This window comes from Pseudonocardia yuanmonensis, assembly GCF_039542425.1.
GTDB classification, from domain to species: domain Bacteria; phylum Actinomycetota; class Actinomycetes; order Mycobacteriales; family Pseudonocardiaceae; genus Pseudonocardia; species Pseudonocardia yuanmonensis.
This window is the reverse complement of record NZ_BAABIC010000011.1, coordinates 132,126-157,134: the sequence shown is the minus strand read 5'-3', so window position 1 is coordinate 157,134 and position 25,009 is coordinate 132,126. Positions and strand designations below refer to the sequence as shown.

The following is a 25,009-nucleotide window of genomic DNA, read 5'->3' as shown; positions in this document are numbered from 1 at the left end:
CCGAACGGTCGCACGCGCAGGCCCGCCGGGCCGGTGGCGGGGCGTCCCCTTGGCCCTGAGAGGCCGGTCACAAAGCGCCGGGCGACTACGCCAAGTGAGACGTGCGCCATCGCTCGATGCACCGGAAACCCCCGGTCGGAGCGATCCAGACGTACGTCCAACACGCTCGTCCGTCGGAGGTCGTGACCCGGACGCGGGCGTAGCCCGGGCCCTCGTAGCGGTCGAGCCGGGGCAGGAGGGCACCCGGGTCCCGCAACGGGACGAGGTGACCGGGCACACCGGGCCCGGGATCGCGGAGCATCGCCGGGTAGCCGAGGCCGGTGTCCAGCAGGGTCCCGGGGACCGTGACCGGCTCGGCGCGCCCGGTGGTCGCACCGGCGAGCAGCCGCCAGGCGCGCTCGCCGGGCTGCAGGGTGCCGTAGACGAAGAGCCGGGCGGGCCAGGCGTCCGGGTCCGGCGCCCCGACGAGGGTGGTCGCCTCCAGGCCGTCCGACGGCGCCCGCTCGCCGCGCAGCACCCGGGCGGCGGTCTGCGGCAGGTCGGCACAGCGGACCGGTTCGCCGTCGACCAGCAGCGGGCGCCGGATGCCGGCCAGCCCGACGTACGCCAGGACGTCGTCGAGCAGGGTCCCGTCCTCGGTGCGCACCTCGCCGGTGTGCACCCGGGCCAGGCGGTACCGGCCGGAGGAACGGCCCTCGCAGCGGTCGAGCACGGCGACCTGGGCGGGCGTCGCGAACCACACCGAGTGCTCCTCGACCAGGCCCGGCGCGGCGGCCAGCACCGCCGGCCGCTGGTCGTCGACCACACGCAGGCCGTGCGCCCACACCGCGGTCAGGCCGGTCGTCCGGGCCCGGAGCACGACGACGGGGCCCGCCAGCCCGAGCTCGCGCCGCAGCCAGCCGATCTTGGCGGGGTTGCGGTTGGAACCGTAGGTGAGCAGCGGGACCCGTCCGGCCATCGGCGGGGCGTCCCTCGCGGCGAGCCAGGCGTCGAGGTCCGTGCCCCGCTCGAGGGCGCCCACGCGCCAGGACGAGCGGGCGGACGGGTCGGCGGCGAGCGTCAGCCCGCCCCCCTCGACGTGCACGAACGAGCGGTGCGGCACGACCCCCGGGTACGGCGCGGCGGGGTACGCGGCGTCGGGGAAGTCGGGGGGCATCCCCCGCAGTATGCAGCTACGGTCCCGCGGGAGCGGGGCGACGGCGGGCACGCAGGAGGCGGGCGACCGCCCCGCGCGGCGACGCGATCAGCGCGACGAGGAAGCAGCCCGTGCACACGAGCCCCATCGCCCCGGCGATCGAGCTGTCGAAGGTGAGCGCGAGGACGTGCCCGGCCACCGCCCCCACCCAGCCGACGGCGACGGCCACGGCCACCATCGCGGCCAGGCTGCGGGTCACCAGGAAGGCCGTCGCGGCCGGCACGATCAGCATCGTCACGACCAGGATCGCGCCGACCGCCTCGAAGGCCGAGACCGCGGTGATCGCGACCGCGACCAGCAGCAGGCGGGAGAGCAGCCGCGGCCGCAGCCCGGTGACCCGGCCGAAGTGCGGGTCGAAGGTCGTGGCCCGCAGCTCCTTCCACAGCGCCGTGACCAGTACCAGGTTGAGCAGCACCACCACGGCGAGGACCACGCCGGACCGGGCGAGGTCGATCCCGCCGACGGTCACGACGTCGAAGGGCGTGAAGGCGATCTCGCCGTAGATGGTGGAGTCCAGGTCCAGGTGGATGTCCGAGGCGTAGCGGGTGATGCCGAGGACGCCGAGGGAGAACAGTGCGGGGAAGACGAGCGCGATCGCCGCGTCGGAGGCCACCAGGCCGGTGGCGCGCACGGCGTCGATCCCGAGCACGCAGAGCACCGCGAAGGCCGCGGCCCCGGCGACCACCGGCACGGGCGCCCGGGTCTCGGCGATGAGCCACACGGCCACGATCCCCGGCAGCACGGCGTGGCTGACGGCGTCGGCCAGCAGGGCCATCCGGCGCAGCACCAGGAACGGGCCGAGCAACCCGCACGCGGTCGCGGTCAGGCCCGCGACCAGCACTATCGTGAGGTCGTCTGCGGTCACCGGGCGCCCCCGTCCAGCCCGGCGCGCTCCCGCAGCTCGGCGAGCGCCTCGGGGTCCAGGGTGCCGGCCAGGTCGAGCGGGTCGGGCTCGCGGGCGTCCCGCAGCCGGATCTGCGGGCCGTGGTCGATCCAGGCCCGCCAGAGCACCAGGTGTTCCGCGACCTCGGCCCGCGCGGCCTCCCCGGCGACGGTCAGGATGCCCTCCGGGGTGAGCAGGTTCGCGGCGACCAGCCTGCGGCGGGTCCGGGGATCGGCGCTCGCCGGGTCCTGCAGGGCCGTGGCGCGGCGGGCGGTGCGGCGACGCCGGCCGAGCCGCAGCCGCCGGGACAGCACCCCGCGGCCGGGGGCCAGGACCACCGCGAGCAGCGCGACCACGACCCCGACCAGCACGACGACCGGCCCGGTCGGCAGCTGCCCGCGCGTGGCGAGCAGCGCCCCGGTCACCCCGACGACCGCGCCGACGATCCCGGCCAGCACCAGCACCCGCGGGAAGCGGTCGGCCAGCTGGCGGGCGGTCACCGTCGGGACGGCGAGCATCGCGACCATGAGGATCGCGCCGACCAGCCGCACCCCGATCACGACGGCCGCGACGAGGAAGGCCGTCACGGCGATCTCCATCGCCCGGGTCGGCAGCCCGATCGCGGCGGCATAGGCACGGTCGAACAGCGTGGCGGCGAGCGCGCGGCGCAGCAGCACGACCGCGGCCACCCCGGCCGCCCCGACCGCGGCCATCACGGCGACGTCGCGTTCGAGCAGGCCCGCGGCCTGCCCGAACAGGAAGCTCTCCAGGCCCGCCTGCTGGGCGTTGCCGCCCGCGGTGATGTGGGTGAGCAGCACGATGCCGAGGGAGAAGAACCCGGAGAGCACCACGCCGATCGCGGTGTCCGGCCGCAGCCGGGACCGTTCCACCGCCACCATGAGCAGTGCCGCGACCAACCCCGCGACGGCCGCACCCGCGAGCAGCCCGGCGACCTCCTTGGTGCCGAGCACGAGGAAGGCCACGCAGACCCCGGGCAGCGTGGAGTGCGCGATGGCGTCGCCGACCAGTGAGCGGCCGCGGAGCACCGCGAACGAGCCCAGCACACCGCTCGTCACACCGAGGACCAGCGCCCCCGCGACGACGACGGTGTCGGTGTAGGGCAGGCCGAGCAGGGCGCCCAGGGAGTCCAGCCCTAGCCGGTCCACACCGGCGTCCCCTCGGGCAGGCCGGCCCCGTAGGCGCGGCGGACGGCCTCCTCGGTGAGCACCTCCGCCGTCGGCCCGCAGCCGAGCGCGCGGACGTTGAGCAGCAGCACCCAGTCGAAGGCGCTGCGGACCTGGGCGAGGTCGTGGTGCACGACGACCGTGGAGCCGCCCTCGTCGGCCAGCCTGCGGAGCAGTTCGAGCAGGTCGGCCTGGGTGCGGGCGTCGACCCCGGCGAAGGGCTCGTCCATCACCAGCACCTCGGCCTGCTGCGCGAGGGCCCTGGCGAGGAACACGCGCTGCCGCTGGCCGCCGGAGAGCTGGCCGATCTGCCGCCGGGCCAGCGGGGCCATGCCCACCCGGTCCAGGCACTCCGCGGCGATCCGCCGGTCCGCGCGGCCGATCCGGCGGAACCAGCCGGCGGCCCGGTAGCGGCCCATCGCGACGACCTCGGCCACGGTGATCGGGAAGTCCCAGTCCACGGACTCGGCCTGGGGCACGTACGCGAGGTTCTCCAGCGCCGCCCGGCCCTGCGCGCCGGCGATCCGGACCGTGCCGGAGTCGGCGGGGACCAGCCCGAGCGCGGCCTTGAGCAGCGTCGACTTGCCCGCGCCGTTCGGGCCGACGATCGCCGACAGGGCGCCGCGCGGGAAGGTCGCGTCGACCTGCCACAACGCGGGCGCGGCCCGGTAGGACACGGTGAGCGCGGAGATCTCCAGAGCGTGCATCCTCACCCTTCCCGGCCCGGCGCCCCGAGGGCGCTCGCGATCAGTTCGGCGTTCTTGCGGACCATGCCCGTGTACGTCCCCTCCGGCGTCCCCGGCTCGCCGGCGGAGTCGGTGTACAGCTCCCCGCCGATCGAGGCCCTGAACCCCCGCTCGGCGGTCGCGGCGAGCAGCGCGTCGACGGTCTGCCGCGGGACCGAGGTCTCGATGAAGGCGGCCGGGACCCGGCGGGAGGCGAGCAGTTCGGCGACGCGCTCCACGTCGGCCGTCGTGGCCTCGGCGGCCGTGGAGATGCCCTGGATCGCGGCGACCTCGATGCCGTAGCGGCGGCCGAAGTAGGCGAACGCGTCGTGCGAGGTCACGAGCAGCCGCTGGCCGGGCGGCACGGCCGCGATCCGCTCGCGCACCTCGGCGTCGAGCCCGGTCAGCTCGGCGAGGTACGAGTCGAGGTTGACCCGGTAGACGTCGGCGTGCTGCGGGTCCAGCGCGGAGAGCCGGTCGGCGATCGTGCGGGCGCAGTCCTCCCACAGCGCGACGTCGAACCAGACGTGCGGGTCCGGCTCGGGCGAGCCGGGGTGGGTCAGGAGCGCGGTGTGCGGGATCCCGTCCGTGACGGCGGCGGTGGGCTGCCGCGCGGCGAGATCGGCGAGCAGGTCGCCCATCTTCCCCTCCAGGCCCAGGCCGCCGTAGAGGATCAGGTCGGCGTCCCGCAGCAGCCGGACGTCCCGGGCGCTCGCCTTGAACAGGTGCGGGTCGACCCCGGGGCCCATGAGCCCCGTGACCTGCACGCGGTCGCCGCCGATCCGGTGCACCGCGTCCGTGATCATCGTGGTGGTCGTGGTGACCCGGACCTGCCGCTCGGCCACCGGCTCACGGTCCGCCGTCACGGTCCGGGCGGCGCAGCCGCTCAGCAGGACGGCGCACACGGCGAGCACCAGCATCGCCCGCCACCTGCGCCGACCCGTCATGTAGACCCGCCTACACCGTCGAAGGAGACCACTCTAAGGGTGGGCCGAGCATAGGGTGCGGTGGCGGCCGTCGTCGTCTCGTTCTGAGAAGGTTCACGCGTGTGCTCCACCACCGTCGCGCGGGACCTGCCCCCCACGATCACCTGGGACCGCGACCGGATCGTGCTGCTCGACCAGACCCGGCTGCCGGAGGTGCACCGGGTGGAGATCACGTCGGTCGACGGTCTGGTCGACGCCATCCGGCGGCTCGTCGTGCGCGGGGCGCCCGCGCTGGGCGTCGCCGGGGCGTACGGGGTGGCGCTCGCCGCGCACACCGGAGGTGACCTGCCGGCGGACGCCGAGCGCATCGCCTCGGCCCGGCCCACGGCCGTCAACCTGCGGCGGGGCGTCGAACGGGCGCTCGCCGCCGCGGACCCGCTGGCGGCGGCGCACGCCTTCCGGGACGAGGACGTCGCCGCCTGCCGGGCGATCGGCGCGCGCGGCGCCGCCCTGCTCGAGGAGCTGTGCGGGCAGCGGCCGCTGCGTCTGCACACCCACTGCAACGCCGGGGCCCTGGCCTGTGTCGAGTGGGGGACCGCGCTCGGCGTGGTCCGGTCGCTGCACGCCTCCGGCCGGGTGGAGCTGGTGGTCGCCGACGAGACCCGGCCGCTGCTGCAGGGCGCGCGGATCACCGCCGTCGAGCTGCAGGCGCTGGGGGTGCCGCACCGGGTCGTCGTCGACGGCGCGGCGGCGTCGGTGATCGCGCGCGGGCTGGTCGACGCCGTGGTCGTCGGGGCGGACCGGATCGCCGCGAACGGTGACGTCGCCAACAAGATCGGCACCTACCCGCTGGCCCTCGCGGCCGCGCGGGCCGGGATCCCGTTCGTCATCGCGGCACCCGAGACCACGGTCGACGCCGCGACGCCGGACGGCGCCGCCATCGAGATCGAGGAGCGGGACCCGGGGGAGGTCGTGGCCGGGGCCGACGCGTGGAACCCGGCCTTCGACGTGACGCCGGCGGAGCTGGTCACGGCGATCGTCACCGACACCCGCACCTGGCGACCATGAAGAGCGCCGCCTTCCGGCTGATGCTGGTCGTGACCGTGCTCGGCTTCGGCGGGCACGCCCTGCTGCTGCCGGTGCTGCCGCTGTGGGTCAGCCGCGGCGGGGCGGGCGAGTTCGGCGCCGGGACGACGACCGGGGTGCTGATGGCGACCACCGTCGTCACCCAGCTCGCGGTGCCGGCCCTGCTCCGGCGGGTCGGCTACCGGGCCGTGCTCGGCGCCGGGCTGGTGCTGCTCGGGGCGCCCGCCCCGTTCCTGCTGCTCACGGCCGAGCTCGGGCCGGTCCTGCTGATCTGCGCGATCCGCGGGATCGGCTTCGGCCTGCTCACCGTGGCCGGCAGTGCGCTGGTGGCGGAGCTGGTGCCGCCGGCCGAGCACGGGCGGGCGTCGGCGCGGTACGGCTACGCGATCGGGATCCCGCAGCTCGTCCTGCTGCCGCTCGGCGTCGCGACCGTGGACCTGCTCGGATTCCCGGGCGTGTTCCTCGCGGCAGGGATCGCGCCGCTGCTCGGGGCGGCCGCCACACCCTTCCTGCGGGCCGAGCGCCCCCTGCCCGCGCAGCCGCGGGCCGGGGACCCCGCGGAGCTCGGGACCGTCGTCGTCCGGGGCTGGCGCGGCGGGACCGGGCCGATGGTGGCCATGCTGGCCTGCTCGCTCGCGCAGGGCGGGCTGGTCACCTTCCTGCCGCTGGCCGCCCCGGCGGCGACCGCGGTCGCCCCGGTCGCGCTGTTCGCCGTCGCCCTCGGCGGCATCCTCGGGCGCGGCCTCGCCGGCGGGCTGGTGGACCGGCGCGGCCCCGGCCGGCTGCTGTTGCCGGGCACGCTGCTCGCGGCGGTCGGGATGGGCGTCGAAGTGCTGGCGGTCGGCGGGGCGACCTGGCTGCTCGTCGTCGGCGCCTTCGCCGTCGGCACCGGCTTCGGGTTCGTCCAGAACGACTCGCTGGTCTCGCTGTTCGCCGTCGCCGGGCCCGCCCGGTACGGCGCCGCGAGCGCCGCGTGGAACATCGGGTTCGACGCCGGCACCGGCGCCGGATCGAGCGGTCTCGGCGCCATCGCCGAACCGTTCGGCTTCCGCGCTGCCTTCGGCGCCGCCGCCCTCCTGCTGCTCGCCGTCCTGCCCCTCACCCGCCGCCCCAGAACCTGACGAACGGCACTTTCGCTCAAGAGGAATGAGCGAGAGTGCCGTTCGCCTCTCTCAGGGGTCAGTGGCCGCGGGCGATCCACTCCTCGAGGTGCGGTGCCTCGGAGCCGATGGTGGTGGAGTCGCCGTGCCCGGTGCGGACCTCGGTGTCGCCGGGCAGGGGCAGCAGCGTGCCCCGGATCGAGTCGATGATCGTGTCGAAGCTCGAGTACGACCGCCCGGTGGCCCCGGGGCCGCCCTGGAACAGCGTGTCGCCGGTGAACACCGTCTTCAGTTCCGGCGCGTAGAGGCAGGTCGAGCCGGGGGAGTGCCCCGGGGTGACCAGCGCGCGCAGCTCGATCCCGCCGGCCTTGATCACCTGCCCGTCGCCGATCTCCTGGTCCGGCGTGCGGTTCGGGTGGGTCATCTCCCACAGCGGCGCCTCGGCCGGGTTGAGCAGGATCGGCGCGTTGAACGTGTCCGCCAGCCGCGGGGCCTGGTTGACGTGGTCGTCGTGCGCGTGCGTGCACACCACCGCCACCACGCGGCGCCCGGCGATGATCTCGCCGATGGCCTCCGGGTCGTGTGCGGCGTCGATCACGACGACCTCGTTCTCGTCGCCGACGACCCAGACGTTGTTGTCGACCTCCCACGTGCCCCCGTCCAGGGAGAACGTGCCGTGGGTGACGACGTGGTCTATCGGCCCCTTGTGCAGGCCCTCGGGTGTGCTCATCAGAGGACCACCACCGAGCGCAGCACGTCTCCGTGGTGCATCTTCTCGAAGGCGGTCTCGATGTCGTCCAGCCCGATCTCCTCGGAGACGAACTTCTCCAGCGGCAGCCGGCCCTGCAGGTGCAGGTCGACCAGGTACGGGAAGTCCCGCGAGGGCAGGCAGTCGCCGTACCAGGAGGACTTGAGCGAGCCGCCGCGGCCGAAGTACTCGATCATCGGGAGCTCCGGGGCGACCATGTCCGGGGTCGGCACGCCGACCAGCACCACGGTGCCGGCCAGGTCGCGGGCGAAGAAGGCCTGCTTCCAGGTCTCCGGGCGGCCGACCGCGTCGACCACGACGTCCGCGCCGAACCCGTCCGTGGCCTCCTTGATGGCCTCGACGGCGTCGGTGCTCCTGGCGTTGACGGTGTGGGTGGCGCCGAAGCCCTTGGCCCACTCCAGCTTCCGGTCGTCCGTGTCGACCGCGATGATCGTGGTCGCACCGGCCAGGTTCGCCCCGGCGATGGCGGCGTCGCCCACCCCACCGCAGCCGATCACGGCGATCGAGTCGCCGCGGCTCACACCGCCGGTGTTGATCGCGGCGCCGATGCCGGCCATGACCCCGCAGCCGAGCAGGCCGGCGACCTGCGGCCTCACCGCGGGGTTGACCTTGGTGCACTGGCCGGCGGCGACCAGGGTCTTCTCCACGAAGGCGCCGATGCCCAGGGCCGGGGACAGCTCCTGGCCGGACTTCAGCGTCATCTTCTGCTTCGCGTTGTGGGTGTTGAAGCAGTACCAGGGCTTGCCCTTGCGGCAGGCCCGGCACTCACCGCAGACCGCGCGCCAGTTCAGGATCACGAAGTCGCCGGGCGCGACCTCGGTGACACCCTCACCGACGGACTCCACGACCCCGGCGGCCTCGTGGCCCAGCAGGAACGGGAACTCGTCGTTGATCCCGCCCTCCCGGTAGTGCAGGTCGGTGTGGCAGACCCCGCACGCCTGGATCGCCACGACCGCCTCGCCGGGACCCGGGTCCGGGACCACGATCGTCTCGACGGAGACCGGCTTGCCCTTCTCGAGGGAGACGACCCCACGGACCTCTTGCGCCATGCTTCTCACTCCTGTGTCGGTCCACGCCGCGCCGGATGCGCGCATCGTGACCCTTTCATGTGTCGCGCGCGAGCCGCCCGGCATCCCTCGCCCCGAACGTCCCCCGTGGACCGGGCCCGCTCAGCCTGCGAGGTCGAGCGGGCGCAGCCAGATGCCGTTCTTCGTCTGCACCAGGTCAAGCCCGCGGGGGTCGGTGCACGCACCCTTCGGCCGGTGCGCGTCGAAGAGCCTCGCGTCGTCGAACACCGCACCGCAACCCCTGAATCGGCGGCAGCAGTGCGCACGGTCCGCCCCGACCCACGACGAGCCGCAACAGGTCACCCGGATCAGCTCGCTCGACGCCACGGCCGCGAGGGTACGTGCCGGCACCGACAGAACCGGGCGCCGGTGATCACTCCGCCGGCCCGTCGTCCTCACCACCCCGGTCCACGAGCGTCCGGATCACCTCGTCGGCGTAGGCCTGCAGTGTCTCGCCGCGGGGGGCGAGGGCGGGTGTCGCGTGTGCGAGCTGGGCGTGCCCGAGGTAGGCGGTGTAGGCGAGCAGGCTGCGGCGCTCCGCCTCGGCCGCGGGGAAGCCGAGCCGGGTGAACAGGGTGCTCAGGTAGGCGAGCCGGCGCCGGGAGACGCGCTCGAGCACCGGGGCGACGAGCGGGTGGCCGGCGTCCCCCTGCAGGCCCAGCTCCACGGCGTTGCCCGACCGCTCGGTGGTGGCTCCCAGGACCAGCAACAACAGGGCGCGCAGTCGGGCGAGGGGATCGGGCTCGGCCTCGACGGTCCGGATGACCTCCTCGGTCTCGACCCGTTCCCAGCGGTCGAGGGCGGCGGCCAGCAGCTCGTCGCGGGACCTGAAGTGCCAGTAGAAGCTACCCTTGGTGGCGCCGAGCCGGGCGGCGAGCGGCTCGACGGCGACGGCCCGCGTGCCGCCCTCGGCCAGCGCCGTCAGGGCGGTGGCGGCCCAGTCGTCCGCGGTCAACGTCCTGCGTCCGGCCCTCGACATCGCCGGGCTCCGTACGGTGGCGTACGGATGGTTTCCGATGGTCAGGAACGTGCACGAGCGCGAGTTCCCCGCCCCGGCTGAGCAGGTGTGGGAGCTGGTCGCCGCCCTCGGCGGGCCGGGGGACCGGCTCTGGCCCGCGGCCTGGTTGCCGGTGGCGTTCGACCGCCCGCTCGGGCCGGGGGCGTCGGGCGGGCACGGCGGGCTCCGGTACGCGGTCTCCCGATACGAACCGGGCCGCCTCGTCGAGTTCACCGCGGCGCCCGGCCGGAGCCTCGACGGCACGCACGCCTTCGTCGTCGAGCCCCGTGGGCGCGACCGTTGCGTCCTCCGGCACGAGCTGCTGCTGCGGACGACCGGCGCCATGCGCGTGCTCTGGCCCCTGGCCGTGCGTCCGCTGCACGACGCCGTTCTCGAGGACCTGCTCGACACCGCCGAGCGTGCGCTCGGCACCGGGCCCGCTCGGCCGGCTCGCTGGTCCCCGCTGGTCCGGGTGCTCCGGCTCGCCGCCGAGCGACCGCGGGCCACCGCCGTCCCCGTTCCGGTCACCGCGCTGCTGCGCGGGGCGTTGCCGCGGGGCGTTGCCGCGGGTCGACGCCGCCGACGCCTACGCCGTCTCCGCGCCCGACGGCGCGCCGACCGACCCGCAGGCCTGGGCGGACGCGGTGTTCCGCCGGGTGCCGGCGTGGGTCGTGGCCCTGCTCGCCCTCCGTCAGGCCCTGGTGGGGCTCGTCGGGATCGAGCGGGGTGACCGGTCCGCCTTCGACACCCTGCGCCGCACGGACGACGAGGTGCTCCTGGGTACCGACGCCGGCCACCTGGACTTCCGGGTCTCGGTCCTGCGCGAGCCCGGTCGCGTCGTGCTGAGCACCGTCGTGCGGATCCGCGGCGGCTGGGGCCGGCTGTACTGGGGCGTGGTGCGGCACCTGCACCCCGTCGTCCGGTCGATGCTCGCGGCGGCGGCGCGCCGACTGTCGCAGGGTGCACCCGCAAGGTCGACGACGACGGGTGGAACCGAGCATCCGGGGTAGCGTGCCCCGCATGACGCGGACGGCCGCCGACCTGCTCCCGCCGGACCCGCCCCTGGGCACCGCGCTCGGCGTCGTCGCCGGGTCGGGGCGCCCGGGGCCCTCGCGGATCGTGGCGCCGGCCGGCACCGCGTACATCGACGTCGGGACGTTGGCGGCCGCGCAGGACGGCCCGTACCCCACCCTCCTCGCCGAGCCCTCGCTCGACGGCCTGCTCGCGGCCGGCCGGCCCGCCTGGCGGGAGGTCCGGGAGTGGCTGGCCTCCTGGCTGGCCGATCCCGAACGGCTCGCGCCCTACGCCCTGCCGCACGCCGGCGTGGTCCCGGTGCTGCCCTTCACCGTGGCCGACTACGTCGACTTCTTCGCCTGCGAGCAGCACGCGGCCAACGCGGCCGCGATCGCCAAGCCGGGCGCGACCGTCACCCCGAACTGGAAGCACCTGCCGGTGGGCTACCACGGGCGCGCGGGCACGGTGTACGTGAGCGGCAGCCCCGTCCTCCGGCCCAGCGGCCAGCGCGGCCCCGGTGACCTCGGTCCGACCCGGGCGCTGGACTTCGAGGCCGAGCTGGGCTTCGTGCTCGGCGGCACCACCAGCGGCCCGGTGCCGTTGGAGGAGGCGCTCGACCACGTCTTCGGCGTGGTCCTGCTCAACGACTGGTCGGCGCGGGACATCCAGTCCTGGGAGTCCCGCCCGCTCGGCCCGCTGCTCGGCAAGTCCTTCGCCACCTCCGTATCCGCCTGGGTGACCCCGCTCGACGAGCTGGCCGGCGCCTGGACCGAGCCGCCCGCCCGGGATCCCCGGCCGCTGCCCTACCTGCTGGGCAAGGCCGACCGCGGCCTCGACGTGACCCTCGAGGTGCGGCTCAACGGCGACCGCCTCTCGACCCCGCCCGGCGGCGACCTCTACTGGACGCCCGCCCAGCTCGTCACACACCTGACCACGAACGGCGCCCCGATCCGGCCCGGCGATCTGCTCGGCTCCGGCACCGTCTCCGGTCCCCGCCGCGACCAGCGCGGTTGCCTGCTCGAGCTGACCTGGGGCGGCCGCGACGAGTTCGCCCTGTCCGACGGCACCACCCGGCACTACCTCCACGACGGCGACGAGGTCTCGATCGTCGCCAGCGCCCCGCGGCCGGACGGCGGCCGCTTCTCCCTCGGCGAGGTACGCGGCACCGTCCTCCCCGCGGACTGACGCGGCTGCGCCGACGGGCGCAATGCGTAACGACGGGCGGCGTATCTCCGAGCGTGTGGTGACGGTCATACCGACGGCCGGGATCACCCGGCCGCGACCACGAGGACGGAGACCGGAGATGCCGGACTTCAAGAGCTCGCACGACCACGGCCACCACGGCGACAAGCACCACGACAAGCACGACAAGCACGACAAGCACCGCGACGACCATCACGACAAGCACGACAAGCACGACAAGCACGACAAGCACGACAAGCACGACAAGCACCGCGACGACGACCACGACTGGAAGCACGACCACGACTGGAAGCACGACGACCACGACTGGAAGCACGACGACCACGACTGGAAGCACTGCGACCACGAGGACCACGGGCACCACGAGCACGCCGGGCACGACCACGGCGGCGGCGTGGTGCACTGAGGCTCCCGTCACAGAGCCACCGCCGAGAGCCACCGCACGGGGCGCGGGACGGCCGCGCCGCTGACGGCCGGGATGCGACGACCGCGTCCCGGCCGTCCGTCACGTTCCCCGCGGGCCCGCCCCGGCCCGTCCCCGCCCGAGGAGGAGCCCGGTCGTGGCCACGCCGGAAGCCGCCCGCAACCCCGTCGACGAGGCCCTCGACCTGCTCGGCACCACGCTCGCCGGTGCGGAGGCCAACGACCGCGAGGACCTGGCGCGCCGCCTGCGCGCCGCGCGGGACGAGCTCGCCGCGGCGACCACCGCGGGCCGCCGGGTCGCCGCCATGCGCACCGCGTCGCAGGAGCTGACCCGCGCCCTCGACTCGCTCCGCTCGGACCTGCGCTACCGGCGCGCCGCGCTGTCCGACCCCGCCCGCGCCGCCCGGCTGCGGGCCGAGCTCAGCGCGCTGCGCAAGCGGTCCGGGCGGCTGCGCAGCGTGTCCCGCGAGTGGTCGCAGATCCTCGGCGACGGCTTCGCCGGGCTGACCTCGGACGTCGAGTTCTCCCTGCGCACCCGCACCCGAGCGGTCGTCGCGGACACCGAGCGGGACATCGGGGAGCACGATCCGCGCAAGGAGCGGGCCGAGATCATGGGGCGGTTCCGCGAGCGGCTCGCCGGGGAGGCGGACCGGCTCCGCGTGGAGCTGGACTACGGCGTCCGGGTCGTCGCCGACCGGCTGACCGAGGGCACCGAGCTGACCGAGCGGCTCCCGATGCCGGCGATCCCGATCCCGCCCGGCGCCGAGACCGTCGCCGCGATCGCGGAGCCGCCCGCGGGCGACGCCGGGCGGACGCCGATCCCCGCCCGCCTGCTCACCGTGGTCATGCCCACGTACGGCGGGATCATGATGGCCTTCGTGCTCACCCGGTTCCTCGGCGTCGCCGTGCCGGTGTGGATGCTGGTCACCGGCGCGTGCCTCGGCGCCCTCGGGCTGGGCGGCGCCGCGCTGAGCGGGGAGCGCAAGCGGGGCCTCGACCGCCGCCGCGCCGAGGTGCGCACCGCGGTCCGGGCCATGGTCGACGAGTTCCAGCTCACCGTCGGCAAGCAGGTCCGGGACGCCGCGCGCTCCGCCAACGCCGAGCTGCGCCGCGCGGTCACGACCGCGCTCACCCGCCGGGACGACGAGCTCGACGCCCGGCTCGGATCGGCGCTCTCCGCCGTCGAGGGGCTGGAGAAGGTGGCCGCGGACCTGAAGGACATCGACGAGGACCTCGCGACGATCGACGGGCTGCGCCGCCGCGCCGGCACGCTCATCCCGCACTTCCCGGTCTGACCGGCACCACCCCGACCAGCATCATCAGGGTGTCCGCGAGCCGGTCGATCCCGCGGTCGTCCCGCACCCAGACCGGCGCCTGCGACATCGCGGCGTGCATCGCCTGCAGCGTGGGGTCGACGGCGACGACGGTGAACTCGCCGCTCCGCAGCCCCTCCTCGACGACGGCGCGGAACACCGCGTCGTGCCGGCGGCGGAGGGCCTTGATGCGCGCCCGCTGGTCCTCCGGCCAGTCGTCCGGGACCAGGAAGAGGCGCAGCGCGGCGGGGTACTCGCGGACGGCGATCCGGATGTGCTCGCGGAGCAGCGCGCGGAGCCGGTCCGTGGGCGTGCCGCCGGCGGGCAGGGCCTCGAGCCGGTCCGTCCAGTCCGTGCCGAGGGTCTCGATCGCGGCCGTGACCAGCTCGTCCTTGCTCGCGAAGTAGTAGTAGAGCGAGCCCTTGGTGACGTCGAGCCGGTCGGCGACGTCCTCCAGGCTCACCCCCTCGTACCCGCGCTCGCCGAGGAGCTCGGCCGCGGTCGTGAGGATCGCCCGCACCCGTTCGCCACGCTTGCGCGCCACCCGCTGACTCACGGTTCACATCTTGACCCAAGAGTCGAAGTTCGTCACGGTGGTCGGCGAACGAGACGAGGGAGTCGACGTGTCCCACACCCCTGATTTCACCGACATCGTGTACGAGGTCGACGGCACCACCGCCGTGATCACGATGAACCGCCCGGCCCGGTACAACGCCTTCCGAGCGCAGACGGTCGAGGAGCTGACCAGGGCCTTCCGTGCCGCGTGGGCGGACCACGACGTACGGGCGATCATCCTCACCGGGGCCGGTGACAAGGCGTTCTGCACCGGCGGGGACGTCAAGCAGCGTGCGGAGACCGGCGACTACGGCCCGAGCGACAGCGGCATGTTCGAGATCGGCTACCTGCACAAGCTGATCCGGGACGTCCCGAAGCCCGTCATCGCCGCCGTCAACGGGATGGCGATCGGCGGCGGGCACGTGCTGCACGTGCTGTGCGACGTGTCGATCGCCGCGGACACCGCCCGCTTCGGCCAGACCGGCCCCAAGGTCGGCTCCTTCGACGCCGGCTTCGGCTCGGCCTACCTCGCCCGGGTCGTGGGGGAGAAGAAGGCGCGCGAGATCTGGTTCTGGTGCCGGCAGTACTCGGCGCAGGAGGCCCTCGAGATGGGCCTGGTCAACTCGGTCGTCCCGCAGGCCGAGGTGCTCGCGGAGGCCAAGCGGTGGGCCGCCGAGGTCGCCGAGCGGAGCCCGACGGCGCTCCGGGTGCTCAAGCACTCGTTCAACGCCGACACCGACCATCAGGCGGGGCTGTCCAACATGGCCATGTCCGCGCTCGACCTGTTCGCGGTGTCGGAGGAGGGCATGGAGGGCGCCCGCGCCTTCGCCGAGAAGCGGCCGCCGGAGTTCGCGAAGTACTACCGGGCGCACTGAGGATGGGCTTCTCGCCCACCGCCCAACAGGGGTCCTTCCAAGACACGGCCCGCGCGCTCGCCCGCCGGGCGCTGCTGCCGACCTACCGCGGGCGGCGGCGGATCGAGCCGGAGCTGAACCTCGTGATCGCCCGGCAGCGGGACGGCCGCCCGCTCGCACCCTGAGGAGACACATGTCCAGGATCGCCATCGTGACCGGGGCCGGCCGGGGGATCGGTCGGGCCATCGCCGAGCGGCTCGCGGCCGACGGTGTCACGGTCGTCGCGACCGACGTCGACGAGGCCACGGCCGAGGAGACCGGCAAGGCCGTCGGCGGGCTGGGGATCCGCGCGGACGTGACCGACCGCGGGTCCGTGGACGCGATGGTCGCGCAGGTCCGCGACCGGTTCGGGCGGATCGACGTGCTGGTCAACAACGCCGGCTGGGACAAGGCGAGCCCCTTCGTCGACTCCGACCCGGCCGACTGGGACACCGTCATCCGGATCAACCTCTACGGAGTCCTGCACACGTGCAAGGCCGTGCTGCCGATCATGATCGCGCAGGGCGGGGGCACGATCGTCAACCTGGCGTCCGACGCGGGGCGGGTCGGCTCGTCCGGCGAGGCCGTCTACTCCGCGGCCAAGGGCGGGGTCATCGCGTTCACCAAGACGATCGCGCGCGAGTCCGCCCGGCACGGCATCAACGCCAACGTCGTGTGCCCCGGTCCCACCGACACCGCGCTGTTCGCGTCGATGAGCGGGGACAACCCGAAGCTGCGCGACTCCCTGATCAGGTCCATTCCGTTCCGCCGGCTCGCACAGCCGACCGACCTCGCGGGCGCCGTGGCGTTCTTCGCCTCGCCCGACGCCGCCTACATCACCGGCCAGACCCTCAGCGTCAGCGGCGGGCTGACCATGAGCTGAGGGGCCGTACTCCCGCGAGTCGCGCTGTGGGCTTTCGCGAGTCGCGCTGTGGGCTTTCGCGAGTCGCGCTGTGGGCTTTCGCGAGTCGCGCTGTGGGCTTTCGCGAGTCGCGCGCTGCGCTCCCGCGAGTCGCGAGATCCGGCACCGCGAGTCGGCAGATCCGGTAGCGCGAGTCGGTAGTTCCGGGCGACCGTCTGCGCGATGTCCGGTCAGGAAAGCTCAGGGTCTGCCGCGTGACAGGCGATGGAGCGTGACGCCCTCCTGCTCTGTCGGCCGGGCGGCGACCGACCAGGTCGTCCGGGCGGCGGCGACGAACTCGGGCGCGAGCGGCCGTCCGGGATCGGTGAGCCACACCTCGGGCGCGAGCCGCGGGAGGACCTCCAGCAGCTCGACGACGTTGCGGTGCCCGTAGAGCAGGTCGGCGCCGAGCACGAGGTCGACGGACTCCAGTGCCGGATCGCACCAGCTGCGCGGCTCGGCCCGCAGCGCGAGCCCGTTCAGCTCGGCGCTGCGCCGGACCAGGTCGATCGCCGTCGACGACAGGTCGGTGGCGACCACCGTCGCGCCGGCTCGTGCCGCCGCGAGGGCGGGGAGTGCGAGGCCGCATCCGAGCTCGAGCACGCGTGTGCCCGGCGGGATCGCTCCGGCGGCGTGCGCCAGTGCGATCCCGCTCGGCCACACCTCGGCCCAGTGCGGGGGCAGCAGTTCGTCGCCGACCTCGTCGAACGGCACCTCGACGCCGGGAGCGGGCCGGAGGAACACGAGCTCGCCGCCCGGGACGCCCAGCGACTCCCGCACCACCTCGATCACGCCCCGACGCTGCCCGGCCGACCGGCCGTCGGCAAGTCCACGAAGTCCCGAACTGCCGGACTCGCGCTACCAGAACTGCCGACTTGCGGAAGCTCAGGGCGCGACTCGCGGAAGCCCACAGCGCGACTCGCGGAAGCCCAGGGCGCGACTCGGGGAAGCTCAAGGCGCGACTCGCGGAAGCTCAGGGCGCGACTCGCGCTACCGGAACTGCCGACTCGCGGGAGCTCGAGAGCACGCCCCGCTACCTCACCACGCGGAGCTTGCGGGGCTGGATGATCTCGTCGACCAGGCCGTACTCCTTCGCCTCCTCCGCGGTGAGGATGCGGTCGCGCTCGATGTCCGCGTGCACCTGCTCCGGGGTACGGCCGGTGTGCCGGGCCAGCGCCGTCTCCATCTGCGCCCGGATCCGCGCGACCTCGGCGGCGTGGATCTCCAGGTCGGACACCTGTCCCTGGAACCCGCCGGTCGACGGCTGGTGGATGAGCACGCGGGCGTTGGGTACGGCGAGCCGGCGGCCGGGCGACCCGGCGGCGAGCAGCACCGCCGCGGCGGAGGCGGCCTGGCCGAGGCAGACCGTCTGGATGCTCGGCCGGATGAACTGCATCGTGTCGTAGATCGCCATGAGCGAGGTGAAGGAGCCGCCGGGCGAGTTGATGTACATCGAGATCTCGCGGTCCGGGTCGGCCGACTCCAGGTACAGGAGCTGGGCCATGACGTCGTTGGCCGAGGCGTCGTCGATCTGCACACCGAGGAAGACGATGCGCTCCTCGAACAGCTTGTTGTACGGGTTGGACTCCTTGATGCCGTAGCTCGTGCGCTCCACGAACGACGGCAGCGTGTACCGCATCCGCATCTCAGGCCACCTCCCCGGCCCTGGTCACCACGTGGTCGACGAACCCGTACTCCCTGGCCTCCTCGGCGGAGAACCAGCGGTCGCGGTCGAAGTCCGCGGTGATCCGCTCGACGGTCTGACCGGTGTGCTCGGCGATCAGCCGGGCCATCTCCTCCTTGTTGCGGCGCAACAGCTCCGCGCGGATCCGGATGTCGGTCTCCGCGCCCCCGACACCGGCCGACGGCTGGTGCATCAGCACCTTGGTGTGCGGCAGCACGTACCGCTTCCCGCGCGTCCCGGCCGACAGCAGGACCTGGCCCATCGACGCCGCCAGCCCCATCGCGTAGGTCGCGACGTCGCACGGGATGAACCGCATGGTGTCGAGGACGGCGAGCCCGTCGTGCACCGAGCCGCCGGGCGAGTTGATGTACAGCGAGATGTCGGCCTCCGGGTCCTCGGCCGCGAGCAGCAGCATCTGGCCGGCGATGCGGTTGGCGATGTCGGCGTCGACCTCCTGTCCGAGGACGACGATGCGGTGGGTCAGCAACCGCTCGAACACCGAGTCCGCGAGTCCCGGTGCGGCGGCGGGTGCGCTCATCCGTGCCGGCGGCAGCGGGCCGGACAGTGGCGTGGCGGGCAGGTGGAACGGCGGCTGCGGGGGCGGGATCGGAACGGGCACGGCGGCCTCCTCGACGGTGCGACGGTGCGCGGGACCTGACCCCGCCGACGCTAGGGTCGGTCGCGCCCGCGGGACCGGTGCTTCGCCCACGGCGAATCCGCGACCTGCGGTTTTCGCCGACCGTGAACGGATCAGACCGCGACCGGCGGCCTCCGGAGCACCACGACCGCACCCACCCCGGTCGCGAGGAGCACGGCGGAGAACCCGGCGAGGGTCGCGGCGTCGGGCGCCACGATCGACTGCCCGCGCAACGCCTGCCAGGTCACCACGGCCAGCAGTCCCGCATAGGCGCCGGCGGCCACGCCGACCAGCCCGCGCCGCACGGCGACCGGCCGCAGCACCGCGACCCGCGCGGCCAGCAGTTCCAGCCCGACGAGCACGAGCGGCAGCACCTGCAGCGCGTGCATCCCCACGAAGTGCGGGATCCGCAGGTCGCCCGCCTCCGTGCTCCAGCCGAGCATTGGCAGCCCGGCCCCGCCGTCGGGCAGTCCGACGGTGTGCGCGCCCGTGATGCCGGCTGCGCCGGTGGGTCCGGCGATCGCCGGCAGCGTCATCAGGACCCCCAACCCCATCCCGACGACGGCGAGCACCGCGCCCGCGCGGACCGCCCGGCCGCGGGCGGGGTCCAGCCCGCGGACCCGGTAGAGCTGGGCCGCGGCGTAGAGCGAGGCGAGCCAGACCGCGACGATCGAGACCGCCATGATCGTGAAGAGGGTGGAGTCCAGCGGGGTCGCGCGGTTGAAGTGGCTGGTCGTGCCGCGCACGACCTGCAGGACGATGATCACCAGCTCCACCCCGAGCAGCACGGCGGCGACGGTGCCGGCGCGGTGCGTCCAGCGAGCCGCCGCGGGCCGGTGCTCGCGGACGAGGGCGACGAGCCAGGCCCAGGTCACGGCGTAGATCAGGGTGGAGAGGGCGAACTTGGTGGGCTTGGCCCAGATCGGCAGCCCGGTGAGCACCCGGTCGTCGGCGACGAGCCCGACGAGGCCGACGACGCTCAGGACGGCCATGGCGGCGGCGAGCATCATCAACGGCCGGTGCCAGACGAGGGCGCCGCGGAGGGTCAGGGGTCGGACGGGGACCGAGGGGACGGTGGCGGACATGGCGTCTCCCGTGAGGACGGTGGGAACCGTTGGGCGGACACGTGCTCCTGCGCGAGCCGGCGGAGGGCGGCGAGCAGCCGCTCGCCGAGGACCGTCCCGACCAGCGCGGTCTCCACGCGGGTCTCGGGGTCCTCGACGGCGGTGACGGTGTCGAGGTCGGCCTCGGCGATCCGTTCGGCGGCCTCGGCGTAGACCCCGGCGAGGCCGGTGAGCCGGTCCCCGGTCACACGCTGCATGGTGGCGAGGACGTCGATCGCAGCCCGGCGCGCCAGCGGGTCCGGCGAGAGCCGCCAGCCCCGCTCCGCGATGACCGCGTCGATCCGCGCGGCGGCGGCCGCGTGCCGGGGGTCGTCGACGGCCGGTACGGGCGCGTCGGCGGCGTCGATGGTCAGGCCGAGGGTGTCGTGCAGCGGGACGGCCGGGTCGTCGATCGCGGCCAGGACGGCGCGCACCGCGGCGATCGACAGGCCCCCGACCTCGACCAGCGAGCGGACGAGCGCGAGCCTGCGGACGTGCTCCTCGCCGTAGCGCGCCTGGTTGGGCGAGGTCGTGACCTCGCCGCGGGGGAGGAGCCCCTCGCGCAGGTAGTACTTGATCGTCGCGACCGGCACCCCGGTCGCGCGGCTCAGCTCGGCCATGCGCACGGCCGATACTGTAGCTATCCGATAGTGGTGCTGTCCACTATGTGTCGAGCACCTTCCGCAGCAGGTCGGGGATCGGCCGCGTGCCCGAGCCGTCCGTCGCGATCACGACGTACACGGTGCGGGCCGTGCAGGTCACCTCGTCCCCGCGGCGGACCTCGAAGTGCAGGTCGAAGCTCGTCGTCCCGATCCGCCCGGGCGACACGGCGATCGACACCGGGTCGCCCCAGCCGACCCCGGAACGCCAGTCGATCTCCGACCGGACCAGCTGAACGTCGTACCCCGCTGCGACCAGGTCGCCGTACGCCGGCCCGGAGTGGGCCAGGAAGCCGGACATCGCCTCGTCGAACCAGGCCAGGTACCACGAGTTGAAGACGACGCCCTGCTGGTCGACCTCGAGGTAGCGCACCTGCCAGGGATGGACGTACTCGCGCGCCGTCGTCACCGTCGGAGACTAACCGGCCGGGGATCGTTCGCGGCGGGTGATGCCGTGCCCGGCCCCTCCGGCGACCGTGGCCCGACCAGGCTCGACGCCGAGGAGGAGCCATGCCCGAGACCGCCATCGCCGACCACGGCCTCGTCGGGGACCTGCACACCTCCGCCCTGGTCAGCACCGAGGGCACGGTCGACTGGTTCTGCTGCCCGCGGGTCGACTCGCCCAGCGTGTTCGGCGCCCTGCTCGACGACGAGCGCGGCGGCCACTTCCGGCTGGCCCCGGTCGACCCGCACACCTCCCGGCAGATGTACTTCCCGGACTCGGCCGTGCTGGTCACGCGATTCTTCACGGAGTCCGGCGTCGGCGAGGTCGCCGACTTCATGCCGGTGCTGGGTCGGCAGGAGGGCGGGAGCCGGCTGGTCCGGATGGTGCGCTGCGTCCGCGGGCGGATGCGCTTCGCGGGGCACATCGCGCCGCGCTTCGACTACGGCCGTCGCGCCCACCGCACCGACGTCACGGACACCGGCGCGGTGTTCGTCACCGACGCGCTCACGTTGACCGTGCACCCCGTCCGCGAGCCGGAGGACCCGCGGATCGCGCAGGTGAAGGTCGAGGAGGGCGACGTCGGCTTCACCCTGGAGCTCGAGGCCGGCGAGCTGCGCGGAATCGTCCTCGAGGCGGACGCCGACGGGCCGCCCCGCGAGATCAGGGTCGCGGAGATCACGCGGCTCTTCGACGACACCGTCGCCTTCTGGCACACGTGGCTCGCGCGCTCGACCTACCGAGGGCGCTGGCGCGAGATGGTGAACCGCTCCGCGATCACCTTGAAGCTGCTCACCTACGACCCGTCGGGCGGGCTGGTCGCGGCGCCCACCGCGGCACTGCCCGAGCAGGTCGGCGGCGAGCGCAACTGGGACTACCGCTACACGTGGGTGCGCGACGCGTCGTTCTCGGTGTTCTCCCTGCTCAAGCTGGGCTTCGTCGACGAGGCCGCGCGCTTCGGCGGGTGGCTGGGCGACCGGGTGCGCGAGCGTGTCGGGGGCGAGGGCGGCCCGCTCAACATCATGTATCGGGTGGACGGCTCCTCCGACCTCAAGGAGGAGATCCTCGAGCACTGGTCCGGCTACCGCGGCTCGGCCCCGGTCCGGATCGGCAACGGCGCCGCGGAGCAGCTCCAGCTCGACATCTACGGCGAGGCCGCGGACAGCATCGCCGCGCTCGACCGGGCCGGGCTCCGCACCCCGCACCGCGGGTGGACGGCGATGTCCGAGGTCCTCGACTGGCTCTGCGAACACTGGGACCAGCCCGAGGAGGGCATCTGGGAGACGCGCGGCGGCCGGCAGTCCTTCACCTACGGCCGGGTGATGAGCTGGGTCGCACTCGACCGGGGCATCCGGGGGGCGATCGAGACCGGCCGCCCGGCACCGCTGGAGCGGTGGCGCGAGGAGCGCGACCGGATCTACAACCAGGTCATGGAGCGGGGCTGGAACGCGCGCCGCGGCGCCTTCGTCCAGCACTACGACACCGAGGTCCTCGACTCCTCCCTGCTGCGCATGGCGACCGTCGGCTTCATCACCCCCGAGGACCCGATGTGGGTCTCCACGCTCGACGCGATGGAGGCCGAGCTGGTCACCGACAGCCTGGTGTACCGCTACGACCCCGCCGCCTCGCCGGACGGGCTGCGCGGCTCCGAGGGCACGTTCTCGTTGTGCTCCTTCGCCTGGGTCGACGCGCTCGCCCGGGCCGGCCGGCTCGACCAGGCCCGGCAGGCCTTCGAGAAGATGCTCACCTACGCCAACCACCTGGGCCTCTACTCCGAGGAGATCGCCCTCACCGGCGAGCAGATCGGCAACTTCCCACAGGCGTTCACCCATCTCGCGCTGATCGACGCGGCCACGACGCTCGACGCCGCGCTGGACCGGCGTCGCTGAGGGGAGGACGTCATGTGCCTGTTCTTCGGACTGCTGCTGTTCGGGCCGCGGATCGTCGACGTGCTGTGGTGGCTGGTCGACCCGGTGCGCTGGAACGCGACCTTCGACACCATCCTGTGGCCGATCCTCGGCATCGTGTTCCTGCCGCTCACGACGCTGATCTACGTCCTCGTCGCGCCCGGCGGGATCACCGGCTTCGACGCCGTCTGGCTGGCCCTCGCGTTCCTGGTCGACCTGTCCGGCTACGCCGGCAGCCGGCGCTACGGCCGCCGGGGGAGGGTGCCGGCCTGAGCGGATCGCCTGCGGGAGGGGATGCGTCCGGCCCGCCGCGGCCGGAGAATGGACGACGCCCTTCGAGGGCTGGGGGAGGCGCGGCCGCGGCGTGGGCGGCCGCGCGAAAGGGGGGATCCACGTGCTGCTCGTCCTGCTGTCGATCGCGCTCGGCCTGCCGGTGCTGCTCATGCTCGCCGTCCTGATGCTCGCGCGGCTCGAGGCGGCCCTGCTCGCCCCGGCGCCGCGCCGGCCCGCGCCCGGGGCGGCGCGGAACCCGCGGACGCGGGCGGCGGCCCGGCCCCGGGCTCATCCCGCGCGGGTGGTGACCCGGCCCGCGCCCGGGCCGACACTCCCGGCATGTCGGATCTCGAGATCAGCCGTTCGGAGACCCTGAGCCGGGCGGACGCCGCGGCCCTGCTGCGCAGCCTCGCCGACGCCCTCGCCGCGGACGGGTCCGAAGTTCACCTGCAGCTCGGTGACAGCAAGCTCGAGCTCAAGGTCCCGGACGAGGTGCGGGCGGAGGTCGAGGTGGAGGTCGACGGCGACGAGGTGGAGCTGGAGTGCGAGCTGACCTGGTCGACGGCCGGGCGCCGGGGCCGCAAGTCCCGCGCGGCCGCGGAGCCGGCCTGACGGAGGGCCCGCTCACCCGTCCTTCGACGTCGCCTTCTGCACGGCGCCGAGCAGCAGCTTCGCCACGACGCCGACGGCGAGCAGCCCGGTGACCATCTGCGTGGTCACGATGATCCGGGCCGCCTCGGTGACCGGGGTGATGTCGCCGAACCCGACCGTCGCGAAGACGGTCGTGGTGAAGTAGAGCGCGTCCGTGCGGCTCATGGTCTGCGTGAACGAGGCGGGTGCGGCCGTGGACAGGACGGTGTAGACGGACGCGTAGAGCAGCAGGAGCGCGGGCAGGCCGATCATCGCGGTCTCGACCGCCCGCAGCCGGGGCACCTCGGACCGGATGATGACCCGGGTCTGCCAGACGACGGCGACCGCGAGCGCGACCAGGCCGACCACGAACCAGAACAGGGTCCCCGGGTTGATCCCGCGGTCGAGCGGGGCCCGGTAGTAGACCACGACCAGCAGCACGGTGGTCAATACCGACCGGGTCAGCGAGGCCGCGGCCTGGCGCCGCCGGGAGCCGCGCCGCTCCGGGCGCCCGTTCATCCGCCGTGTCCGACCGGTCGCCGTCCTCCCGCCACCGGGCACCTCCCTCCGCGCGAGCGGCCAGTGTCCCGGCGGGGGCCGGGCGGCGGGTCACCCACCGGAGGTGGCCCCGCTCCGCCCGGAGCCCCGGCCGATCCTGGCGGGCGGGTGCTCGGCGCGCTCGCGGATCGTCCGGTTGACCGCACGCCCGAACGCGGTGACCACGCCCTGCACCGTGACCGGTTTGAGCCGGGACAGGGCCGCGGCCAGCCGGGACCGCTGCTCGGCGGGGCGGCCCGCGTCCCGGTACGGCTGCAGGACCTCCTCCTGGAACAGCGTCATCAGGTCGTCGGCCAGCGCGGACGTGTGTCGGTCGATCACCTCGCGGGAGCGGCGCCAGAAGTCGGCGGGGAGTCCGAGGTCGAGGGCGTCGAGCCCCGCGCCCAGCGCGATCGGGCCCTGCACGCGATAGCGCCCCGGGCCGGCGTGCTCGACGGCGCCGTACGCGACCAGCTTGTCGACGGCGGCGTCGTCGAGGGGGCGCCCGGCCCGCTCCTCCAGCCCGGCGTGGTCGACCTCGTCGAGCTGCTCGGGCGCCCAGGGGGTGAGCAGCGCGAGCTGCAGGGCGAGCTCCTCGGGCCCGGCCGAGTGCGGGAGCCGCTCGAGGTGCCGCTCGATCGCCGTCAGGGTGAACCCGAGCTCGCTCAGCTCGGCGACCAGGAGCAGCCGGGCGACGTGGTCGGGCCCGTAGAGCCCGGTGCGGCCCCGGAGCTGCGGCGGGGGGAGCAGCCCGCGACCGGCGTAGTAGCGGATCGTCCGCACCGTGGTGCCGGTCCGCGCGGCCAGCTGGTCGACGGTGAGGAGCTCGGGATCGGGGTCCGCAGGCGCTGGTGCAGCCATGGCGGGCAGGTTACGGCACGGGTTGACCCATGTGACAGTCCT

At 74.3% G+C, this 25,009-nt stretch carries 30 protein-coding genes; 12 read left to right on the top strand and 18 right to left on the bottom strand.

Features of this window, described 5'->3' with window-relative positions; translation table 11 throughout:
- Window positions 1-85: 85 nt before the first annotated feature.
- From ABD990_RS17875 to ABD990_RS17855, 5 genes are read right to left on the bottom strand one after another with little or no spacing between them, the layout of a single operon-like run.
- On the bottom strand, window positions 86-1,156 hold the full coding sequence (locus ABD990_RS17875) for a gamma-glutamylcyclotransferase (protein ID WP_345381696.1): 1,071 nt from the start codon (window positions 1,154-1,156) through the stop codon (window positions 86-88).
- 16 nt (window positions 1,157-1,172) lie between these two features.
- Window positions 1,173-2,060, bottom strand: coding sequence for a metal ABC transporter permease (locus ABD990_RS17870; protein ID WP_345381695.1), 888 nt, complete (start codon window positions 2,058-2,060; stop codon window positions 1,173-1,175).
- Complete coding sequence (locus tag ABD990_RS17865) at window positions 2,057-3,244, bottom strand: metal ABC transporter permease (protein WP_345381694.1); 1,188 nt, start codon at window positions 3,242-3,244, stop codon at window positions 2,057-2,059. Before ABD990_RS17865 ends, ABD990_RS17870 begins: the two co-directional genes overlap by 4 nt.
- Entirely contained in the window at window positions 3,232-3,969 is a 738-nt protein-coding gene (locus ABD990_RS17860; RefSeq protein WP_345381693.1) for a metal ABC transporter ATP-binding protein, read from the bottom strand. Before ABD990_RS17860 ends, ABD990_RS17865 begins: the two co-directional genes overlap by 13 nt.
- 2 nt (window positions 3,970-3,971) lie before the next feature.
- Window positions 3,972-4,907 carry a metal ABC transporter solute-binding protein, Zn/Mn family gene (locus ABD990_RS17855; RefSeq protein ID WP_345381692.1) on the bottom strand — a complete coding sequence of 312 codons (936 nt, stop codon included), beginning with the start codon at window positions 4,905-4,907 and terminating at the stop codon, window positions 3,972-3,974.
- A gap of 153 nt (window positions 4,908-5,060) precedes the next feature.
- Here ABD990_RS17855 and mtnA point away from each other — a divergent pair, with 153 nt between their 5' ends.
- Window positions 5,061-5,981, top strand: coding sequence for an S-methyl-5-thioribose-1-phosphate isomerase (mtnA, locus tag ABD990_RS17850; protein ID WP_425569620.1), 921 nt, complete (start codon window positions 5,061-5,063; stop codon window positions 5,979-5,981).
- Window positions 5,978-7,120, top strand: a complete 1,143-nt coding sequence (locus ABD990_RS17845; protein WP_345381690.1) for an MFS transporter — start codon at window positions 5,978-5,980, stop codon at window positions 7,118-7,120. Before mtnA ends, ABD990_RS17845 begins: the two co-directional genes overlap by 4 nt.
- A 58-nt stretch (window positions 7,121-7,178) precedes the next feature.
- Here the strand turns inward: ABD990_RS17845 and ABD990_RS17840 are convergent, their stop codons facing one another.
- The 4 genes from ABD990_RS17840 to ABD990_RS17825 form a co-directional block, all read right to left on the bottom strand.
- Window positions 7,179-7,829: an MBL fold metallo-hydrolase gene (locus ABD990_RS17840; RefSeq protein ID WP_345381689.1), complete on the bottom strand. Its 651-nt coding sequence runs from the start codon at window positions 7,827-7,829 to the stop codon at window positions 7,179-7,181.
- Window positions 7,829-8,917: an S-(hydroxymethyl)mycothiol dehydrogenase gene (locus ABD990_RS17835; protein WP_345381688.1), complete on the bottom strand. Its 1,089-nt coding sequence runs from the start codon at window positions 8,915-8,917 to the stop codon at window positions 7,829-7,831. Before ABD990_RS17835 ends, ABD990_RS17840 begins: the two co-directional genes overlap by 1 nt.
- 120 nt (window positions 8,918-9,037) lie before the next feature.
- Window positions 9,038-9,262: an FDXHR family putative zinc-binding protein gene (locus tag ABD990_RS17830; RefSeq protein WP_345381687.1), complete on the bottom strand. Its 225-nt coding sequence runs from the start codon at window positions 9,260-9,262 to the stop codon at window positions 9,038-9,040.
- Window positions 9,263-9,308: 46 nt separating this feature from the next.
- On the bottom strand, window positions 9,309-9,914 hold the full coding sequence (locus tag ABD990_RS17825) for a TetR/AcrR family transcriptional regulator (RefSeq protein WP_345381686.1): 606 nt from the start codon (window positions 9,912-9,914) through the stop codon (window positions 9,309-9,311).
- Window positions 9,915-10,492: 578 nt separating this feature from the next.
- Between ABD990_RS17825 and ABD990_RS17820 the strand changes: the two genes are divergently transcribed.
- The 4 genes from ABD990_RS17820 to ABD990_RS17805 all read left to right on the top strand — a co-directional run bounded on the left by ABD990_RS17820 (window position 10,493) and on the right by ABD990_RS17805 (window position 13,867).
- The gene (locus ABD990_RS17820) at window positions 10,493-10,942 is read left to right on the top strand and encodes a DUF2867 domain-containing protein (RefSeq protein WP_345381685.1); all 450 of its coding nucleotides are present in this window, start codon (window positions 10,493-10,495) and stop codon (window positions 10,940-10,942) included.
- Between the two features lie 10 nt (window positions 10,943-10,952).
- Complete coding sequence (locus tag ABD990_RS17815; RefSeq protein WP_345381684.1) at window positions 10,953-12,131, top strand: fumarylacetoacetate hydrolase family protein; 1,179 nt, start codon at window positions 10,953-10,955, stop codon at window positions 12,129-12,131.
- Between the two features lie 118 nt (window positions 12,132-12,249).
- Window positions 12,250-12,555, top strand: a complete 306-nt coding sequence (locus ABD990_RS17810; RefSeq protein WP_345381683.1) for a hypothetical protein — start codon at window positions 12,250-12,252, stop codon at window positions 12,553-12,555.
- A gap of 154 nt (window positions 12,556-12,709) precedes the next feature.
- Window positions 12,710-13,867 (top strand): hypothetical protein, encoded by a 1,158-nt coding sequence (locus ABD990_RS17805; protein ID WP_345381682.1) that lies wholly within the window; start codon window positions 12,710-12,712, stop codon window positions 13,865-13,867.
- Here the strand turns inward: ABD990_RS17805 and ABD990_RS17800 are convergent.
- Window positions 13,845-14,441, bottom strand: coding sequence for a TetR/AcrR family transcriptional regulator (locus tag ABD990_RS17800; RefSeq protein WP_345381681.1), 597 nt, complete (start codon window positions 14,439-14,441; stop codon window positions 13,845-13,847). The genes ABD990_RS17805 and ABD990_RS17800 overlap by 23 nt on opposite strands.
- Window positions 14,442-14,508: 67 nt before the next feature.
- Between ABD990_RS17800 and ABD990_RS17795 the strand changes: the two genes are divergently transcribed.
- The 3 genes from ABD990_RS17795 to ABD990_RS17785 are packed head-to-tail and all read left to right on the top strand — an operon-like array spanning window position 14,509 to window position 16,216.
- The gene (locus tag ABD990_RS17795; protein ID WP_345381680.1) at window positions 14,509-15,315 is read left to right on the top strand and encodes an enoyl-CoA hydratase-related protein; all 807 of its coding nucleotides are present in this window, start codon (window positions 14,509-14,511) and stop codon (window positions 15,313-15,315) included.
- A 2-nt stretch (window positions 15,316-15,317) separates the two neighbouring features.
- Entirely contained in the window at window positions 15,318-15,479 is a 162-nt protein-coding gene (locus ABD990_RS17790) for a hypothetical protein (RefSeq protein WP_345381679.1), read from the top strand.
- 8 nt (window positions 15,480-15,487) lie between these two features.
- The gene (locus ABD990_RS17785) at window positions 15,488-16,216 is read left to right on the top strand and encodes an SDR family NAD(P)-dependent oxidoreductase (RefSeq protein WP_345381678.1); all 729 of its coding nucleotides are present in this window, start codon (window positions 15,488-15,490) and stop codon (window positions 16,214-16,216) included.
- A gap of 219 nt (window positions 16,217-16,435) precedes the next feature.
- On the opposite strand, the gene ABD990_RS17780 is transcribed toward ABD990_RS17785, so the two are convergent.
- From ABD990_RS17780 to ABD990_RS17755, 6 genes are all read right to left on the bottom strand, one after another.
- Window positions 16,436-17,026 carry a class I SAM-dependent methyltransferase gene (locus ABD990_RS17780; protein WP_345381677.1) on the bottom strand — a complete coding sequence of 197 codons (591 nt, stop codon included), beginning with the start codon at window positions 17,024-17,026 and terminating at the stop codon, window positions 16,436-16,438.
- 241 nt (window positions 17,027-17,267) lie between these two features.
- The gene (locus ABD990_RS17775) at window positions 17,268-17,879 is read right to left on the bottom strand and encodes an ATP-dependent Clp protease proteolytic subunit (protein ID WP_345381676.1); all 612 of its coding nucleotides are present in this window, start codon (window positions 17,877-17,879) and stop codon (window positions 17,268-17,270) included.
- Between the two features lies 1 nt (window position 17,880).
- Complete coding sequence (locus ABD990_RS17770) at window positions 17,881-18,456, bottom strand: ClpP family protease (protein ID WP_345381764.1); 576 nt, start codon at window positions 18,454-18,456, stop codon at window positions 17,881-17,883.
- A 212-nt stretch (window positions 18,457-18,668) separates the two neighbouring features.
- Window positions 18,669-19,640 carry a hypothetical protein gene (locus ABD990_RS17765; RefSeq protein WP_345381675.1) on the bottom strand — a complete coding sequence of 324 codons (972 nt, stop codon included), beginning with the start codon at window positions 19,638-19,640 and terminating at the stop codon, window positions 18,669-18,671.
- Window positions 19,601-20,278, bottom strand: a complete 678-nt coding sequence (locus ABD990_RS17760; RefSeq protein WP_345381763.1) for a MerR family transcriptional regulator — start codon at window positions 20,276-20,278, stop codon at window positions 19,601-19,603. Before ABD990_RS17760 ends, ABD990_RS17765 begins: the two co-directional genes overlap by 40 nt.
- 43 nt (window positions 20,279-20,321) lie before the next feature.
- Window positions 20,322-20,726 (bottom strand): acyl-CoA thioesterase, encoded by a 405-nt coding sequence (locus ABD990_RS17755; protein ID WP_345381674.1) that lies wholly within the window; start codon window positions 20,724-20,726, stop codon window positions 20,322-20,324.
- Window positions 20,727-20,827: 101 nt separating this feature from the next.
- On the opposite strand from ABD990_RS17755, the gene ABD990_RS17750 reads away from it, so the two are divergent.
- The 3 genes from ABD990_RS17750 (at window position 20,828) to ABD990_RS17740 (ending at window position 23,551) form a co-directional block, all read left to right on the top strand.
- Window positions 20,828-22,648 carry a glycoside hydrolase family 15 protein gene (locus ABD990_RS17750; RefSeq protein WP_345381673.1) on the top strand — a complete coding sequence of 607 codons (1,821 nt, stop codon included), beginning with the start codon at window positions 20,828-20,830 and terminating at the stop codon, window positions 22,646-22,648.
- Window positions 22,649-22,660: 12 nt separating this feature from the next.
- Complete coding sequence (locus ABD990_RS17745; RefSeq protein ID WP_345381672.1) at window positions 22,661-22,939, top strand: hypothetical protein; 279 nt, start codon at window positions 22,661-22,663, stop codon at window positions 22,937-22,939.
- 339 nt (window positions 22,940-23,278) lie between these two features.
- Window positions 23,279-23,551 (top strand): amphi-Trp domain-containing protein, encoded by a 273-nt coding sequence (locus ABD990_RS17740; RefSeq protein WP_345381670.1) that lies wholly within the window; start codon window positions 23,279-23,281, stop codon window positions 23,549-23,551.
- A gap of 12 nt (window positions 23,552-23,563) precedes the next feature.
- On the opposite strand, the gene ABD990_RS17735 is transcribed toward ABD990_RS17740, so the two are convergent.
- Window positions 23,564-24,088, bottom strand: a complete 525-nt coding sequence (locus ABD990_RS17735) for a potassium channel family protein (RefSeq protein WP_345381669.1) — start codon at window positions 24,086-24,088, stop codon at window positions 23,564-23,566.
- Between the two features lie 90 nt (window positions 24,089-24,178).
- Window positions 24,179-24,967: a MerR family transcriptional regulator gene (locus tag ABD990_RS17730; protein WP_345381668.1), complete on the bottom strand. Its 789-nt coding sequence runs from the start codon at window positions 24,965-24,967 to the stop codon at window positions 24,179-24,181.
- Between the last annotated feature and the right edge of the window lie 42 nt (window positions 24,968-25,009).

Coding starts and splice junctions, on each gene's coding strand:
- ABD990_RS17835 (WP_345381688.1), bottom strand. CDS start 8,917: ATGGCGCAAGAGGTCCGTGGGGTCGTCTCCCTCGAGAAGGGCAAGCCG.
- ABD990_RS17845 (WP_345381690.1), top strand. CDS start 5,978: ATGAAGAGCGCCGCCTTCCGGCTGATGCTGGTCGTGACCGTGCTCGGC.
- ABD990_RS17825 (WP_345381686.1), bottom strand. CDS start 9,914: ATGTCGAGGGCCGGACGCAGGACGTTGACCGCGGACGACTGGGCCGCC.
- ABD990_RS17775 (WP_345381676.1), bottom strand. CDS start 17,879: ATGCGGATGCGGTACACGCTGCCGTCGTTCGTGGAGCGCACGAGCTAC.
- ABD990_RS17760 (WP_345381763.1), bottom strand. CDS start 20,278: ATGGCCGAGCTGAGCCGCGCGACCGGGGTGCCGGTCGCGACGATCAAG.
- ABD990_RS17735 (WP_345381669.1), bottom strand. CDS start 24,088: ATGAACGGGCGCCCGGAGCGGCGCGGCTCCCGGCGGCGCCAGGCCGCG.
- ABD990_RS17840 (WP_345381689.1), bottom strand. CDS start 7,829: ATGAGCACACCCGAGGGCCTGCACAAGGGGCCGATAGACCACGTCGTC.
- ABD990_RS17785 (WP_345381678.1), top strand. CDS start 15,488: ATGTCCAGGATCGCCATCGTGACCGGGGCCGGCCGGGGGATCGGTCGG.
- ABD990_RS17730 (WP_345381668.1), bottom strand. CDS start 24,967: ATGGCTGCACCAGCGCCTGCGGACCCCGATCCCGAGCTCCTCACCGTC.
- ABD990_RS17815 (WP_345381684.1), top strand. CDS start 10,953: ATGACGCGGACGGCCGCCGACCTGCTCCCGCCGGACCCGCCCCTGGGC.
- ABD990_RS17790 (WP_345381679.1), top strand. CDS start 15,318: ATGGGCTTCTCGCCCACCGCCCAACAGGGGTCCTTCCAAGACACGGCC.
- ABD990_RS17810 (WP_345381683.1), top strand. CDS start 12,250: ATGCCGGACTTCAAGAGCTCGCACGACCACGGCCACCACGGCGACAAG.
- ABD990_RS17745 (WP_345381672.1), top strand. CDS start 22,661: ATGTGCCTGTTCTTCGGACTGCTGCTGTTCGGGCCGCGGATCGTCGAC.
- ABD990_RS17860 (WP_345381693.1), bottom strand. CDS start 3,969: ATGCACGCTCTGGAGATCTCCGCGCTCACCGTGTCCTACCGGGCCGCG.
- ABD990_RS17770 (WP_345381764.1), bottom strand. CDS start 18,456: ATGAGCGCACCCGCCGCCGCACCGGGACTCGCGGACTCGGTGTTCGAG.
- ABD990_RS17765 (WP_345381675.1), bottom strand. CDS start 19,640: ATGTCCGCCACCGTCCCCTCGGTCCCCGTCCGACCCCTGACCCTCCGC.
- ABD990_RS17740 (WP_345381670.1), top strand. CDS start 23,279: ATGTCGGATCTCGAGATCAGCCGTTCGGAGACCCTGAGCCGGGCGGAC.
- ABD990_RS17855 (WP_345381692.1), bottom strand. CDS start 4,907: ATGCTGGTGCTCGCCGTGTGCGCCGTCCTGCTGAGCGGCTGCGCCGCC.
- ABD990_RS17750 (WP_345381673.1), top strand. CDS start 20,828: ATGCCCGAGACCGCCATCGCCGACCACGGCCTCGTCGGGGACCTGCAC.
- ABD990_RS17875 (WP_345381696.1), bottom strand. CDS start 1,156: ATGCCCCCCGACTTCCCCGACGCCGCGTACCCCGCCGCGCCGTACCCG.